We start from the raw sequence: 15,145 nt of genomic DNA on the forward strand, positions 1-15,145 counted from the left end.
TTTTTGCAAATCACTTTTTACTACTTTTGATTTTTTTAAAATTATAGCTCTACACGATTACGCCACCGCCTAGCACGCAGTCATCATCATACACCACAAGTGCCTGCCCTTTTGCCACGCCATAGACAGGCTCTTTTAGCTGGGCTAGGATTTTGCCCTCGTTTATTTCAAGTCTAGCAAGTGTGGGCTCTGAGCGATAGCGGATTTTCACTTCGTATTCTTTGCCATCAAAATCTTTATCCAAACTCACATTTTGTGCTTCTACTATGATTTTTGCTAGCTCTTCTTTTTTGCCTACGATGATTTCATTTTGTCTAGGATTTATGCCTAGCACGAAATGTGGCTCGTGCGCACCTTTGACGGAAAATCCTTTGCGCTTGCCTATGGTGTATTGCATATAGCCTTTGTGCGTGCCTACGATTTGCCCTTGTGCGTTGCGGACGATTCCTTCTTTTTCGACTTCAAAATGCTTTTTTAGTATGTCGATATAATCGCTCTCCACAAAGCAAATCTCTTGACTTTCTTTATACTCTTCAAGCGTGCCAAACCACGGCATAGCTTCAAATGCTTTGGGTTTGACTTCGCTTTTTAGCATATCGCCAAGCGGAAAAATAAGGCGATTTATCGCATCTTGTGAAATCGCGTATAAAAAATAGCTTTGGTCTTTGCTCGCATCTTTTGCTTTTGCGATTTTTTTGACACCATTTACTTCTTTGATTCTTGCATAATGCCCTGTGGCAATCTTTTCACACCCTAGCTCGATTGCTTTTTGCAATGCTAAGCCAAATTTCATATTTGGGTTGCACATCGCGCAAGGATTTGGCGTCTCGCCTTTTTTGTAGGATTCTATGAAGTAGTCATAAACCACTTCTCTAAACTCTTTTTTTGCATCAATTACCATAAAATCTATATTTAGATTTTTGGCGACTTTTTCGCAATTAGCGATAAAAATCTCGTGCTTTTTTTCTTTGTCGTGTAGCTTTAGGTAGATTCCTAGCACTTCATAGCCCGCTTGTTTTAGTAAGTATGCTGAGTAGGAGCTATCCACTCCACCGCTCATTAGTAATGCAACTTTCATTAGTTGCTCCTTTCAGTAAATAAGATATTTTGCTTTATTTTTCTATGAAAATAAAGGGAGGGTATTATAGCTTAAAATTTGAAAAATATTTTTAGAAATGTTTGTTAGTTACGCTACTAGATTTTACATAAAACTTAGCTTGAATAAATCTGCAAATTAGCGATATATCTAAATGGATTTTAGATTTTGACAAAAATACTAAAAAATGTGGCAGGATTTTAAAAAACTTTTGCAAGCAAAAATATTTCAAAATCCTGCAAGATAAAACACAATATAAATAAAGGTTTCATAATGGGATTATTTAGGGATTTACTTTATGCTAGGCTTATTTGGGGCATTAAAAATGTAGGGGGATTTTTTTGGATTTTTGTGCTAGCACAGGGGTTGGACGCAAAGCAGGATTTTGAGCTACAAATGCCTAAAGAGGTGGCTAAGATTTATTATGAGATGAAAGGATTATCGCCACAAGAAGCGCAAAATCCAAATGATAAAAATGCAAAAAATACCAACAACAACGAAAATCTAAAAAAGAAAAAAGCACAAAAAAATGAGCAAAACAATACGCAAGCAAAAGATAAAAAATCAAAATCTAGCCAACATATCAAATCATTTATAGAATCTAAAAAATCCCAAAAATCCGCCCAAACCACGCATTATTTTCCACAAGATGTCCCTCCACCCATAGAGCCACCGCTATCTTTTGAGGAAATCCTCGCAAACAGCGCAAATCAATATCCACAAAATCGCCAACTCTGTCAAATGGGCGATAAAAAGGCGTGCTTTTTTGCTGGGCAAGCCTTGCTTTATATGGGAGGGGATTTAGCCCAAGCACAGCAGTATTATTGGCTATCTTGTGCGCTAGGTATGCGACTAGCTTGCGATGAATACTCCAAAATCTCAGCAAGTGTAGAAATGCTGTATTTAGCAAACTTTAGGCGGTGGAAACACAAAGTGTGGATGGGGGATTTTTTTACAAAGAGTGGCAAATATATCGAGCTACAAAAAGTCGCTCCTATCCCTAAAATCCGCGATATGCAACCACGATAAAATCTATTTTGCGATAGATTTTTGCTATGGATTTTTAAAAAGGCAGAATCTGTTTTAGAGAGTTGTATCAAAATAGATTTTATGACTAGGTTGTTTTGACTTTTAGCGAAATAGCGATAGCTCCAAGCGCGCAAAAAGCCATTCCTAGCGTAGCACTTAGCCCAAAGCTAACGACTGCTTGCGTGCTACTAAAGCTAAGCAAACAAAATGAAATGATACTTGTTAGGCTTGCTAGCGTGATACCAAATGCGCGTTTTTGCACACTTAGCTGTTGATTTGTCGCTAGTATGACATAGTCAATCCCAACTGCGCTAGAGATGATTAGCCCAAATGCCACAAAAATATCAAAACCATTTCCAAACGCTAGCATTATGCCTAGACTTGCTAGCGTGGATAAAAGCACTACGGTTATCATTATGACTGATTTTTTGCCACCAAAAGCGACAAAAAGTGCCACAAATGCGAGCATATAGCCCAAAATCTTTAGCCAAATGGCGTTATGCTTTATCGCATTTAGGCTAGAGTTTATTCGTTGTGGGACATCAATGATTTGTGCTTGATACTTTGCTAAAATATGCTCTAGTTGATTACCATCATCGCTTAAATCCACAAAATGCGGAAAGGAAATCAAACTATATGAATTTTGCTGATTTTGCGTTTGATTTTGCTGTATGACAAATTTATCAAAATCTGCATTTAGAGCCAAAATCTGCTCTAAAGAAAATGGCTTTAAAGAGGCAATTTGCAAAAATGCTTCTTTAATCTCTTTTGTTGAAAAGCCTAGTTTTTTATACATTCCTAAAATCTCATTATTGTTGCCATGTTTTTGAAAGGCATTTATGATTTGTGCTTGTTCATTTTGGCTTAGCACAAAAGAGCTAAGCCCATCATATCTATCAATAATGTTTTTTTCTATAAGTTCTTGCATAAGATTTCGCTCTTTTTGTATATCATCTAGCAGGATAAATTTTTGCGTATTGCTATTTGTTAGTCGCGCAAAATCTTGCAATTCATCTAAGGATTCTTTTGGTATGGAGGAATATGTAGAAATATTTTCTTTCATATCTACTTTTAGCAAAAGTAGCACAGAAAAAAGCACAACAAATGGCGCGACAAAATATATGTATCGCCTAAAAAATGGCTTTAGGATTTTAAGGGTGGTTAAAAAAGGCTTTCTAAACGCCATTTTTGGTGCAAATATGCTACCTTGCAACAAATATGGCAGTAAAAAATAGCTAGCAAAAAACGCCCCAATAAGCGTAAAAATCGACATAATAGCGATTTGGTGCAAAAAGGGCATAGGAGAAAATAAAAATAAAGCATATCCACTAGCCGTGATAAAAAGCCCTAGCAAAAAGATTTTTTTTATCGATTTTATACTGCTAGCTTGCAAGTGCCTGCCCTGCTCTTTTGCAAGGTAGTGCATAGCAAAATCTACAATCAGTCCAACAAGACTCGTGCTAATCACAACAGTAAGGATATGCAAATCACTAAAAATCAAAAGCGAAGCACTTAAACCACACAAAAAGCTAAATAAAACCACCAATACTACATAAAAAATCCGCACGCTTCCAAACGCCAAAAACAACAAAATACTAACCAAAATAAATGATAGCCCGCCCATAAAAACACTCTCTTTGATTCCCTCCTGCTTGCCAATCGCGCTAAAAATCGCCCCACCTTGAACGAGTAAATGCGCATTTGCTTTTTGTGCCTTTGCCCTAGATTTAGCGATAAAATCTAGTAATGCTTGTGTGTCAAAATTTTGCGCTAAATGCGCGCTAGCAAAATAATATTTTTTTTGTGTTTTTGTATCTAGCGCGTATAGTTTCCCACTTGTTATATCAAGTTTTAGCCCATTTTCATTTGCTAGCAAACTAGAATGTCCAACAAGGTTAAAAAAATCTTTACTTGGGCTAAGAGGACGCAGAGCAAAGCTATTCAAAAATTCATTTGCGTTTTTAGCAAAAAAATCATTTGGATTTTTTGTAATCTCTACAAATGTCTTATACTCAAGCAATGCTACGCGCAATGAATATAAATTTTTAAGCATAGCAAAATCATCTAAAGCAGAATCATTGATACTAAGTTTGATATTTGTAAAAAGATTGTTTGAAGCAGAGTAAAAAAACTCGCCCAAAATCTCACTAAGCAGCCCCTCATCATCGCTTAAAAATGAAATGTCTTTGGCAAAATTTTTTGCGACATTTTGTTGCACTTTTTGTAATGCGTTTTTTTGCGTGGGGCTAAAATCTATGAGTGTATAAATATCGCTTTGCAAACAATCTATGCGCGACAATATAATCGCTATCATTACGCTTGCAAGCAGGGCAAAAATCGCATAGATTTTGTGTGGAGTTTGCAAAAAATGTGAAAAGAAATTTTTAGGATTTTGCATTGTGTTATTTCTTTATTTTTTTGTTACTTACAAACTTAAGCAAAATCTAGTTTTTTGCAACGGTATTTATGCTAATGGCAGAAAAAATGTTGGTTGTTTTATCGCCATTACGCTCAATCAAGATGACTTTTTCTACTACGCTTGGATATTTGATAACGCCTTGCAAAGTGATAGAATCAAATATTTTTGCAAGGATAGCATTTTTTGGTTTTAGCTCTAAAATCCAAATGTCTTTATCCTCTCTCAAATCAAAATCAAAATATGCCCCTAATGCCCTAAAATCCATACTTAATATATTTAGCAACATTTCTTGGTGTTTGTTATTGCTAAGAGGTATCCATTTATCTTGCTTGTTATCTTTGGTAAAAATGCCTTTTTTTGTGATTTTTAGATGGGATTTGATAGGGGCGTGCGTATCCCAAAAAAGCGTTTTTTCCTCCACATTTTCTAGGCGAAAAACGCCATAACTTTTGATTTTATTGCTAAAACCTTTTAGCTCTTTTTCTTGGGTAAATTTACCTTGCAAGATATTACTATGCAATGATTTTTGTATATTTTCTTGCAGATTTTCTAAGCTCAAAGCATTTGCAAACGCACATATTGCAAATGCCATAATAATTTGCTTCATTTTAATTCCTTATGTTTAGGATTTATCACAAGCGCAAGCAAAGCGCAAACATAAAATTTTGCCAAAAATAATCTAATAACATATCGTAATAATCGCATTTTTGGTGTGATAAAATATTGTGATAAATTTATGATAAATGCGCTTCCCATCTTTTTTGACAAATGCGCCCTGTTTGTCAAGCCCCACGATTGATAAGTCTCCAAATGTGAGATTTTCTAGCTTTATTAGGGATTCTTTTAGTGTCCAAATGCGATAAAACGCGAGTAAAGGATTTGCCGCAATGCTAACCAACTCACGCTCAAAATCATTAAAACAAAAATCTAAATGCGCTCTAAAATCTCTACTCCTAACCACCTCTATATCTATGCCTATGGGGAATCTAGCAAATGCGATAATGGCAATGTCATCTTTATGTGATTGACTAAAAAAGTGTTTTGTTTTATTAAATCCTAGTTTGGTTGCATAGCTTTTTAGGGTGCGAGAGAGGATAAATGATGGATTTTTCGCTAGATTTGGGTGTAGGCGGAGTCGCGCTTTATCGTTTTGACTAAGGGTTTTTTTGTCATAATATCGTTTTAGTGATTTTAGCCCAATGGCTAGAAAAATATGGGTTTTAAGATTTTGGATTTTGCTAGATTTTGCTTGTTGGTATTTTTTAGGCAAGGCATTAAGATATTTTGGATACTTTTTGCGCAAATCTAACGCACAAAAAAATACATCTTTTGGGATTTGGCTATGGCTTGTGGATTTGTCTAAATACAAGATTTTCCTTAGTGTAAAGATTTGTAGCGCAATGGTGTTTAGATTTTACTATAATTTTACTTTTGGATTTATTACAAAGATTTTGCAAAATATATCCTCTATCTATCCTATTGCAAATAGATTTTGCAAAATCTAGCACAAAGCCTAAAAAGGAGTGAAAATGTCGCAAAAAACCAATCAAAAAACAAAAGAAGTAGAAGTTTTAATCATAGGAGCTGGTCCTAGTGGGAGCATATCTAGTGCCCTGCTACACAAGCAAGGCATACAAACACTCGTAGTAGAAAAGCAAAAATTCCCTAGATTTGTCATAGGCGAATCATTGTTGCCTTTTTGCAATGAGATTTTAAAAGAGGCTGGGTTTTTAGACGCGGTGGAATCTTACGGATTTCAATACAAAAATGGCGCAGCGTTTAGCCATAATGAGCAATATCGCTATTTTGATTTTTGTGATAAAAGCTCTGCTGGCTCTGGCACGACTTTTCAAGTGCAAAGGGGGGATTTTGATAAAGTGCTAATCGATGAGGCGATAAGACAGGGCGTAGAAGTGCTTTTTGAAGTGGAGGTTTTAGACATAGATTTTCATTCAGAGGGCGTCCGTGCGAGTTTAAACAATGGCGAAATCATAGAAGCAAAATTTGTGCTTGATGCAAGCGGATATGGCAGGGTTTTGCCTAAAATCCTAGATTTAGAATCCCCGTCAAACCTAAGCTCAAAAAGGGCATATTTCACGCATATTGAGGATAATATCAGCGAAGTGCTTTATGATAGAAACAAGATTTTAATCACTACTCACCCGCGCTTTAGAGATGTGTGGTTTTGGCTTATCCCTTTTTCTAATGGACGCGCTAGCATAGGAGTGGTAGGCGAGCCACAAAGACTAGAAATAGCGGGCAAAAATGATGAGGAAATCTTAAAATCCCATACCTTTGAAGCCCCTATGCTAAAGCGACTTCTAAATAACGCAAAATGGGATACACCTGTGCGCTCGATTAGCTCTTATTCTAAAGATGTAAAGACACTTTTTGGGGATAGATTTTTGTTGCTTGGAAATGCAAGCGAGTTTTTAGACCCCGTGTTTAGCTCTGGGGTTAGTATCGCTATGCAAAGTGCTAGGCTAGCTAGCCACCTTGTGCCACAAATCTTGCAAGGCAAAAAGGTGGATTTGCAAAAAGAGTATGCAGATGAGCTAATGATAGGCATAAATTGCTTTAGAGTGTATGTGGAGGGGTGGTATAATGGCAAGTTTCAAGATATAATCTATGCAAAAAAGCCAAATCATCATATCAAGCGACAAATTTGCTCAATTTTAGCAGGGTATGCGTGGGATAAGCAAAATCCCTATGTCTTAAAAGCAAAAGAGGCATTAGATGCGCTGCAAGGGTATTGCAAATAATGATAAATGCAAAAAATGGCGTTTCAAAACAGGTTTTGCTAAAAAAATTTTTAGCAAAATTATCGGTGGTTTTTTTGGCATTTGTGTGTGGTGGCTGTGGCTTTTTTAGCGGGGGTAAAATGTCGCAAAACGCGCAAGATTTTGACAGAGATTTTGGAGAAACTAGCGATTTACTAGATTTTCGTCCAAAAATGTTTAGCCTAACAACGCAAAAACAACAAATGGTGCTATATATCTCACGCGAACACTCTAGCAAAAATCCTAAACATATTATCTATCATTTCGCGCTTTTTGACGCGCTAGGTGCGCCACTGCTTAGCAAAAAGCTAGAAAATGGCAGATTTTTCAATACCAAATTTTTGCCACCAACAAAGCGATATGATAAGCTGTTTGTAAAATTGCTAGAATCCATACATACACAAATGCTAGAATCTACCAACGCACAAAAAACGGATTTTATCACATTTGTCTATCAAAACATAGAGGTAAAAGAACTTGAAAATACTAATGAGTAAGCCTATGATGATTTGCTCTGCGGGCAATGATAATGCTAGCATTATGCGCCACCTTGCAAATGGTGATATACGATTATCTAGCACAAAATCTATCAAAGAAAATAGCAAAGATTTTGGCGATAAAGATTTTATGCTAGGGGTATGCGAGCATCTAGCCCCGCTACCTAGAGAGACACCTACGCGCTTTTGCTCGCGCACAAATATGATTTTGTATAACGCACTATTAAATGGGCAAAATCTAATAAAAGAGATTTTAGAATCGTGCGAAAAAATCGCTATCATCATAGGCACGACTACCACAGCGATAGAAGAAAACTACCAAAGAATCGCTAAAAGGAAGTATTTGCAAGATTTTAGCGCGCTAGATAATCCCGCTTGTTTTGTGCGAAATCTTTATCATATTTGCGGGCTAAGTCTTGGTATATCCTCAGCCTGCACTTCAGGGGTAAAAGCTATCATAGAGGGAGCTAGACTAATAAAATCTAATCTTTGTGAAGCTGTGATTTGCGGAGGGGTAGATAGCTTAAATACTTTGACAATCAATGGATTTGATAGCTTAAATATACTAAGCCCAAAGCAATCTAGAGCTTACGCAAGCGATAGGGAGGGGATAAATATCGGCGAGGGTGCGGGCGTATTTGTGCTTGTGGATTCTAAGATAGTGGAGGCAAAGCCACATTTAGCTAGCGATTTTAGAGTCGAGCTAAAAGGCTATGCGAGCAATAATGACGCTTTTCACATCACCCAGCCACGAGAGGATTTTGCGATGCAAGAGCTACTTTTGCAAGACGCGCTAAAATGCGCTAATCTCTCCCCAACAGATATTGATTATATCAACTTGCACGGCACAGGGACAAAAGCAAATGATGAAATGGAGGCAAATACCTTTGCCTACGCATTGCAAGGGAGGCTAAAATCTATCCCAGCTAGCAGCATAAAACCACTCATAGGACATACGCTTGGCGCGGCAGGCGCGATAGAAGCAGGGGTGTGCGCAGAGCTAGTGTTGCAAAGTTTGAAGGGAGGGAGTGCAAAAAATGAAAGCACAAAAAGCAATCTTGTGCCTCATATTTATGAATTTGATAAAAATTTGCCAAAAATCACCCTAGCACAAAAAGGCGATAGCATAAAAGTGCGTAACGCCCTTAGCGTATCATTTGCATTTGGCGGGGATAATAGCGCGATTATTGTAGGACAAGCATAGATTTTGATATATCAAAATCTTAACAACATTTAGACAAAGGATTCTATCAATGCAAAACACGCAAAACACACCACAAAAAACACAACAAGCACCACAACAAAATATAGCAAACTTTATCCCCCAATCCTTAGAAATGGTGCTAATTGATAATTTGCTAGAAGTAAATAAGGATTTTATCCGCACGCAAGCGCATATCAAAACAGACAATGCGTTTTTGCACACAGATGAAAAAACGGGAAAAAATAGATTCCCTAGCTATAATATTTTAGAGATTTTTGCGCAAAGTCTAGCACTATGGCGCACCAAAAAAGAGCAACAAAATCTAAGCAAAGATTCTACACAAAATCCTACGCAAAATAGCAATAAGCTAGGATTTTTGCTAGGGGCTAGAGGGTTTGAAATCTTTACACCATTTGTCGAAATAGGGCAAATCATCGAAGTGTGCCTAACGCTAAATATGCAAGATGAAAACGGGCTAGGAGTGTATGAGGGGGAAGCCTTTGTAAATGGTAAAATCATAGCAAAAACCTCACTTACCGCGCTAAACCCAAATGATGAGTTTTTATCTAAAATCTTAGATAGCTAAAATCACATTCTGCGCAAAGTCATATACAAAAGGAGAAAATCTATGAGCAACACTACACCAACAAAACAAGTCCTAATCACAGGCTCTTCGCGTGGCATAGGAGCAGGCATAGCGCGAAATCTACATAAAGCAGGCTATGAAGTCATACTACACGGCAGGACAAAATCAAACGCCCTAGATTCTATCGCTAATGAATTAAACGCAAAATCGCTTATTTTTGATGTGGCAAACACGCAAGAATGCAAAGAAATCCTAGAATCTTATATGAATGAAAATCCTGCGCTTTGGGGCGTGGTGCTAAATGCTGGGATTACAAGCGATAATACTTTTGTGGGGTTAAGCCAAAATGATTGGAAAAGTGTCATAGAGACAAATTTGCATAGTTTTTATAATGTGCTAAATCCCTTGCTAATGCCTATGGCAAGGGCAAGAAAAGGGCGAGTAGTAGTCATATCATCTATCTCAGGGGTAATAGGCAATCGTGGGCAAAGCAACTATGCTGCAAGCAAGGCTGGGCTTATCGGTGCTGCAAAATCTATTGCCATTGAGCTAGCAAGTAGAAATATCTGTGTAAATGTAGTCGCTCCCGGACTAATACAAACCGATATGACAAGCGGGAATCTACCAAAAGAGCAGATTTTGCAAGCTATCCCTGCGGGGAGGTTTGGGCAGGTAGAAGATGTCGCGCCATTGGTAGAATTTCTCCTAAGCGATGGGGCTAGCTATATCACGCGACAAGTCATCGGCGTAAATGGAGGGCTAGCGTGAATCTACATAATGATTTTAATGGCAAGATACAGCGGGTTTTTGTGAGTGGTTATGGGATTGTGAGTGCTTTTGGCAAGTCGTGGGCGCAGATGAGAGACAATCTAGCAAAGGGCAAAAACGCGACTACTTACATAAAAGAGTGGGAAATCCACAAAGAATTGCGCTCAAAACTTGCTTGCCCGATAAAAAACTACGCTCCGCCAAGTCATTGGAGTAGGAAACAAATGCGAAGCTGTGGCACAATCTCTCTTTATGCCATAGAAGCCGCAGGGCTAGCATTGCAAAGTGCAGGATTAGCCCAAAATGGCGAAATAAGCCAAGAATGCCAAAACGGCTATATGGGCGTAGCAAGTGGCTCTAGCACGGGCAGCACAGATTCTACACTTCAGCTAGCAAAAATGTTTTTAGGATTGCCTCATAATTGCAATGCCAATACTTACATAAAATGTATGCCCCACACCACCGCTGCAAATATCGCTATTTTTTATGGGCTAAAGGGTCGCGTTATTCCCACTTCTTGCGCGTGTGCTAGCGGGAGTGTCGCCATAGGGCAGGCGTATGAGGCGATAAAATTTGGGCTTATAGATTCTATGATAGCAGGGGGAGCTGAAGAGCTATGTCCTAGTCAAGCCTACACTTTTGATTTTCTCTACGCGACAAGCCAAAAAAACGATATGCCTAAGCTAACCCCCGCACCTTTTGATAGTGCGCGAGATGGGCTAGTCATAGGAGAGGGGGCGGGATATGTCGTGCTAGAGAGTGAATCTAGCTTACAAAAACGAGGGGGAGTGCCTATCGCTGAAGTGGTGGGTTTTGGCAGTAATTGTGATGGGGCGCATAGCACCCACCCACAAAGTGAAACGATGAAGCAAGCAATGCTAATGTCCCTAAAAGATGCGGGGCTAAGCCCTAACCAAATAGGCTATGTAAATGCCCACGCTACCGCTACGCAATGGGGGGACATAGCTGAAGCAAAAGCGACAAATGAAGTCTTTGGGGAATCTATCCCCATTAGTTCGCTTAAAAGCTATCTAGGGCATACGCTTGGGGCGTGCGGTGGGATAGAGAGTATCGCTAGTATAGAGATGATGAGGGATAATCTTTTTTATCCTACGATAAATTTGAAAGAGGTTGATAAAACTTGCGCTCCTTTGGGGTATTTGCGCGAACCAAAATCAATAAACACAGATTTTGTGATGAATAATAATTTTGCATTTGGCGGGATAAATACTTCGCTGATTTTTAAAAGAGTGTGAGAAAATCTCAAAAAACGCAAGACGAGATAAAAATAGATGAACGCAGGGGCTTTGGTATTTTTGTAGCCTCATTATCAAGTTTATATCTTCCAAACCATAATCTAAGATTAGTCGTTGATGATGAAAGTGGATTTAGCCTCATAAAAATCCACAAAATCAAAATCCACAAAGCTCTTTCATACTTTCCGCACCAAATGGATATGCAAACGCCATATATTTGTCATTAGATTTATTGAATGTCTTTTATGTATTTCTTTTGATTTTATCTATCTTTGCACTGCATACGATTTTTGTTGTAAATATTGCTAAAACCTCGATTGATATGCAATATAGAAGCTATGGCTAAAACCCACAAATCATATATTTATTGTTTTATTTTAATCCAAAGGTTGTATAATTCTGCAATAAATCAAAAATATTAAGGATAAAACAATGACTAAAACCACACAAAGTAAATTTATAACAAGCCTTAAGGCGAGTGCAAGCTACAAAAATATTAAAAAAGGATTTCAATGGGATAATATACCTAAATTTGCCGTCATAACAGGAGAAAATGGCTCAGGCAAAACGGCACTTTTGGAGCAAATTGATTCAATCTCAAATGGAAACACTACTAAAAATAGGCAAATTTTTAATATTCAAACAAGTTCTCAAGTTAAATATTTTGACAATATCCAATTAGAACTCGATGGGTATTGTGTTGGCGATACTAACATACAAAAATGCAAAGAAAATTATGAAAACATTGTTGAGAGTGAACAAAATGGTAAAAATGGTTTTTACAAGCAATACATTTCCTTTTTTAAAAGACACAATAAGTCATATAAAGAATTTCGCAATATGAGCAAAGATACATTTTATAAATGGTTGGATTCCGTAAATGATATAAATGTGGAATCTAGCCCTACAATTTTTAATGAACGGCTTTTAGTAGATATGTTTGGAAACTATTTTATAAAACTTGAAAATTGTAAAAGGAGGCTATTACAACAATGTAAAGATATGAGAGTAAAAGAAATTGATGAAATGGCAGAGAGAGAATGTGGCATAAATCCACTTGATGAAATTAACAAAAAATTAGAAATCCATTATCCTAAATATAGATTGGAAGTTATAATTCCACAAATGTTCAATGAGGCTCAATTAGTTTGTATCGAACAAGATACACAAAATGTTATATCGCTAGATAATATATCTTTAGGCGAACAAATTATTATGTCTCTTATAATGTGGCAATACGAAAACACAACCCTAGATTCTATAATTTTACTTTTGGACGAGCCTGACGCTCATTTAAATCCAAAAATGGCAAAAATGCTCATTGATATTCTTAAAAATGTGGTAGTTAAAGAATTTGATTGCCAAGTTGTTATGACTACCCATAGTTTATCAAGTGTTGCATATTGCGAAGAGAACGATTTATTTTTTATGGAAAATGGAAATATTAGAAAAATTGACAAAAAAGAGGCGATAGAAAAACTATCAGATGGTGTTATGACTTTTGATAATGCTATGAGTGTGATTACGCAAATCCAAAAATCAAATAAGCCTACCCTTATGGTAGAGGGAAAATTAGATAAACTCCACATTGAAAATTTTTATAAACTTTCAAAGATTGACAAGCCTTTTGAGATTATCGATTGTGGAGGAACTGATAATATGAGCCACTTTGCCATTGCTTTCAAACAATTAAGCATTCCAAAAGAAAAAATTTTATTTTTATGCGATTATGATAAGGCTGGTTATAATGCAAATGCTCAAATCATACAACAAGGCTACACTACAATTTATACATTAGATATTGACAATTTAAATCAAGATGACGACAGAATAAGATTAAAAAATTATCCCCTTGAAATGCTTTATACGCTTGATATTCTAAAAGACAATAAATTAGTAGTAGAATTAGAATTAAAGGATTTTATTTCCGCACAATTAAAACGGTGAACAGCAAACAGCTAAAAGCAATTATTTTTCATCGACTAATAGCAAAAACGACAAAGCAAAATATAAATTAAACAATAACCAAGAAGCCAAAAATATGTTTGCGAACAATATCATAAAGAAATTAGATATAAACAAAGACTTTGATGAAATCAGAGAATTGATTGATAGAATAGAAAATTACTTTAAGTAATAAATAACATAGCAGACAAAGCCTAAAAATCAAAAAATTAGACTTTGTTTATTCTTAAATCTTAATCTTTCTTAATTTTTAACACCTTATCCGTCTGTATTGCCATAGGGATATATGTCCGTCCTTTGCTTAAAACTAGGCAGTAATCACAGGCTTTGAAAAAGTCTTGCGCGTAAAATTCACAAAATCTGTGTTTGGTAAGTCGCGAATCTAGAGAGATAAAATCCCCGCTAAATTCATCTAAACCCTTTAAGCGAGATAGCGAACTAGCCACAGGACAGATGAAAAATCTGCGATTATGCAACGATAATTATGCTATTTAAAATACTTAAATTTTTTGAAACACCCCCTTATTTTCTTTGACAAAGTTGCATAAATCGCGCTCTTTTGCTTGTGCTCCAAATCGCCGTTTTTGCAAACTCCAAATTAGCCTTGCTAACCATTTGGGATAGCCTTTTTCTATGCGTTTGTGATACGCGATTTTATATGGGTGTATTTTTTCGCGGATTATGTGCGTTTGTAGTATCTTTATCAAACATTGCAAAAACACTTCATATTCTCTATCTTTCTTCGTAGCAAGTTCTGTGAATTTATCAATCACAAAGTCTAAATTTTCAATTCTCTCTTGAACTTTTTGTGGTTCAAGAGAGCGAGTAGCTGAATTATCGTTGTGGGCATAATAATATAGCCCATAGTTAAACAACATTATTTTATTGCTTACACCCAAAAGTGCCACAGAAGCGAGTATATCCTCCGCCAATGTGAGTTTTTTTCTAACATTGGCAAATTCTAACGCTTTAAGATAAGTAGCTTTTTTGATACATTTTGTCGCTATATTATAGCCTGTATCTTTACCAAAATATATCGCCTCAAACCCGTGCCTATCAACTATTTGTGTTTTACCTACTGCTTTCCATAGTTTAAATTCTCCGTCTTTTTTATCTTGTCCCAAAAAATTAAACATTATAAAATCAATTTGTTCTTTATTTGCATTTTCCAACATTTCATAGCATTTTTGGCAAGTGTCAGGGTGCAAATAATCATCGCTATCTAAAAATAGCAAATACTCGCCTTTTGCGCTTAATGCGCCATTATTTCGCGTGGCAAAAGTGCCTAGATTTTGCGGATTTTGCAATGTTTTCACACGCTTATCGCTCAAAGCAAAATCTTTTGCGATTTCTACGCTTCTATCGCCACCACAATCATCAACGCAAATAATTTCAATATTTTCATAACTTTGATTTATCGCGCTTTCTATCGCACGAGCGATAAACTTTTCGACATTATACATTGGGATAATTATGGAAAATTTAGGGTTTTGCAAATCAGTCATTTATAACGCCTTTTTGTAATATTTTTTCATTTCAAAATTT

15 protein-coding genes are annotated in these 15,145 nt (G+C 36.6%); 9 read left to right on the forward strand and 6 right to left on the reverse strand.

The features are described 5' to 3' along the window. Positions 1-49: 49 nt before the first annotated feature. On the reverse strand, positions 50-1,078 hold the full coding sequence (gene mnmA, locus ACWIX0_RS08330) for a tRNA 2-thiouridine(34) synthase MnmA (RefSeq protein ID WP_454173553.1): 1,029 nt from the start codon (positions 1,076-1,078) through the stop codon (positions 50-52). A 291-nt stretch (positions 1,079-1,369) separates the two neighbouring features. Here mnmA and ACWIX0_RS08335 point away from each other — a divergent pair, with 291 nt between their 5' ends. Continuing rightward, positions 1,370-2,125, forward strand: a complete 756-nt coding sequence (locus ACWIX0_RS08335; protein WP_454173555.1) for a hypothetical protein — start codon at positions 1,370-1,372, stop codon at positions 2,123-2,125. A gap of 85 nt (positions 2,126-2,210) precedes the next feature. On the opposite strand, the gene ACWIX0_RS08340 is transcribed toward ACWIX0_RS08335, so the two are convergent. The 3 genes from ACWIX0_RS08340 to ACWIX0_RS08350 form a co-directional block, all read right to left on the reverse strand. Then, positions 2,211-4,523: a hypothetical protein gene (locus ACWIX0_RS08340; RefSeq protein WP_454173557.1), complete on the reverse strand. Its 2,313-nt coding sequence runs from the start codon at positions 4,521-4,523 to the stop codon at positions 2,211-2,213. Positions 4,524-4,569: 46 nt separating this feature from the next. Further along, positions 4,570-5,151, reverse strand: a complete 582-nt coding sequence (locus ACWIX0_RS08345; protein ID WP_454173558.1) for an outer membrane lipoprotein carrier protein LolA — start codon at positions 5,149-5,151, stop codon at positions 4,570-4,572. Between the two features lie 72 nt (positions 5,152-5,223). Then, positions 5,224-5,913 carry a 4'-phosphopantetheinyl transferase family protein gene (locus tag ACWIX0_RS08350; RefSeq protein WP_454173560.1) on the reverse strand — a complete coding sequence of 230 codons (690 nt, stop codon included), beginning with the start codon at positions 5,911-5,913 and terminating at the stop codon, positions 5,224-5,226. 160 nt (positions 5,914-6,073) lie between these two features. Between ACWIX0_RS08350 and ACWIX0_RS08355 the strand changes: the two genes are divergently transcribed. The 8 genes from ACWIX0_RS08355 (at position 6,074) to ACWIX0_RS08390 (ending at position 13,582) form a co-directional block, all read left to right on the forward strand. Beyond that, positions 6,074-7,306, forward strand: a complete 1,233-nt coding sequence (locus tag ACWIX0_RS08355) for an NAD(P)/FAD-dependent oxidoreductase (protein ID WP_454173561.1) — start codon at positions 6,074-6,076, stop codon at positions 7,304-7,306. Continuing rightward, positions 7,306-7,821: a hypothetical protein gene (locus tag ACWIX0_RS08360; RefSeq protein WP_454173562.1), complete on the forward strand. Its 516-nt coding sequence runs from the start codon at positions 7,306-7,308 to the stop codon at positions 7,819-7,821. Before ACWIX0_RS08355 ends, ACWIX0_RS08360 begins: the two co-directional genes overlap by 1 nt. Before the next feature lie 4 nt (positions 7,822-7,825). Then, positions 7,826-9,025, forward strand: a complete 1,200-nt coding sequence (locus ACWIX0_RS08365) for a beta-ketoacyl synthase N-terminal-like domain-containing protein (protein WP_454173563.1) — start codon at positions 7,826-7,828, stop codon at positions 9,023-9,025. Between the two features lie 49 nt (positions 9,026-9,074). Beyond that, positions 9,075-9,611 (forward strand): ApeP family dehydratase, encoded by a 537-nt coding sequence (locus ACWIX0_RS08370; RefSeq protein WP_454173564.1) that lies wholly within the window; start codon positions 9,075-9,077, stop codon positions 9,609-9,611. Positions 9,612-9,653: 42 nt separating this feature from the next. After that, entirely contained in the window at positions 9,654-10,379 is a 726-nt protein-coding gene (fabG, locus tag ACWIX0_RS08375; protein WP_454173565.1) for a 3-oxoacyl-ACP reductase FabG, read from the forward strand. Further along, entirely contained in the window at positions 10,376-11,635 is a 1,260-nt protein-coding gene (locus tag ACWIX0_RS08380) for a beta-ketoacyl-ACP synthase (protein WP_454173566.1), read from the forward strand. The genes fabG and ACWIX0_RS08380 overlap by 4 nt, the downstream gene beginning before the upstream one ends. After that, positions 11,632-11,862, forward strand: a complete 231-nt coding sequence (locus ACWIX0_RS08385; RefSeq protein ID WP_454173567.1) for a hypothetical protein — start codon at positions 11,632-11,634, stop codon at positions 11,860-11,862. Before ACWIX0_RS08380 ends, ACWIX0_RS08385 begins: the two co-directional genes overlap by 4 nt. Positions 11,863-12,067: 205 nt before the next feature. Continuing rightward, positions 12,068-13,582 carry an AAA family ATPase gene (locus tag ACWIX0_RS08390; protein WP_454173568.1) on the forward strand — a complete coding sequence of 505 codons (1,515 nt, stop codon included), beginning with the start codon at positions 12,068-12,070 and terminating at the stop codon, positions 13,580-13,582. A gap of 251 nt (positions 13,583-13,833) precedes the next feature. Here the strand turns inward: ACWIX0_RS08390 and ACWIX0_RS08395 are convergent, their stop codons facing one another. After that, entirely contained in the window at positions 13,834-14,076 is a 243-nt protein-coding gene (locus ACWIX0_RS08395) for a hypothetical protein (RefSeq protein ID WP_454173569.1), read from the reverse strand. A 24-nt stretch (positions 14,077-14,100) separates the two neighbouring features. Next, positions 14,101-15,105 carry a glycosyltransferase family 2 protein gene (locus ACWIX0_RS08400; RefSeq protein WP_454173570.1) on the reverse strand — a complete coding sequence of 335 codons (1,005 nt, stop codon included), beginning with the start codon at positions 15,103-15,105 and terminating at the stop codon, positions 14,101-14,103. Positions 15,106-15,145: the final 40 nt, after the last annotated feature.

It is taken from the genome of Helicobacter sp. T3_23-1059 (assembly GCF_053654515.1).

Bases quoted from the DNA above. Each gene is read 5' to 3' on its own strand.
- mnmA (WP_454173553.1), bottom strand. From the start codon at position 1,078: ATGAAAGTTGCATTACTAATGAGCGGTGGAGTGGATAGCTCCTACTCA.
- ACWIX0_RS08335 (WP_454173555.1), top strand. From the start codon at position 1,370: ATGGGATTATTTAGGGATTTACTTTATGCTAGGCTTATTTGGGGCATT.
- ACWIX0_RS08340 (WP_454173557.1), bottom strand. From the start codon at position 4,523: ATGCAAAATCCTAAAAATTTCTTTTCACATTTTTTGCAAACTCCACAC.
- ACWIX0_RS08345 (WP_454173558.1), bottom strand. From the start codon at position 5,151: ATGAAGCAAATTATTATGGCATTTGCAATATGTGCGTTTGCAAATGCT.
- ACWIX0_RS08355 (WP_454173561.1), top strand. From the start codon at position 6,074: ATGTCGCAAAAAACCAATCAAAAAACAAAAGAAGTAGAAGTTTTAATC.
- ACWIX0_RS08360 (WP_454173562.1), top strand. From the start codon at position 7,306: ATGATAAATGCAAAAAATGGCGTTTCAAAACAGGTTTTGCTAAAAAAA.
- ACWIX0_RS08365 (WP_454173563.1), top strand. From the start codon at position 7,826: ATGATGATTTGCTCTGCGGGCAATGATAATGCTAGCATTATGCGCCAC.
- ACWIX0_RS08370 (WP_454173564.1), top strand. From the start codon at position 9,075: ATGCAAAACACGCAAAACACACCACAAAAAACACAACAAGCACCACAA.
- fabG (WP_454173565.1), top strand. From the start codon at position 9,654: ATGAGCAACACTACACCAACAAAACAAGTCCTAATCACAGGCTCTTCG.
- ACWIX0_RS08390 (WP_454173568.1), top strand. From the start codon at position 12,068: ATGACTAAAACCACACAAAGTAAATTTATAACAAGCCTTAAGGCGAGT.
- ACWIX0_RS08400 (WP_454173570.1), bottom strand. From the start codon at position 15,105: ATGACTGATTTGCAAAACCCTAAATTTTCCATAATTATCCCAATGTAT.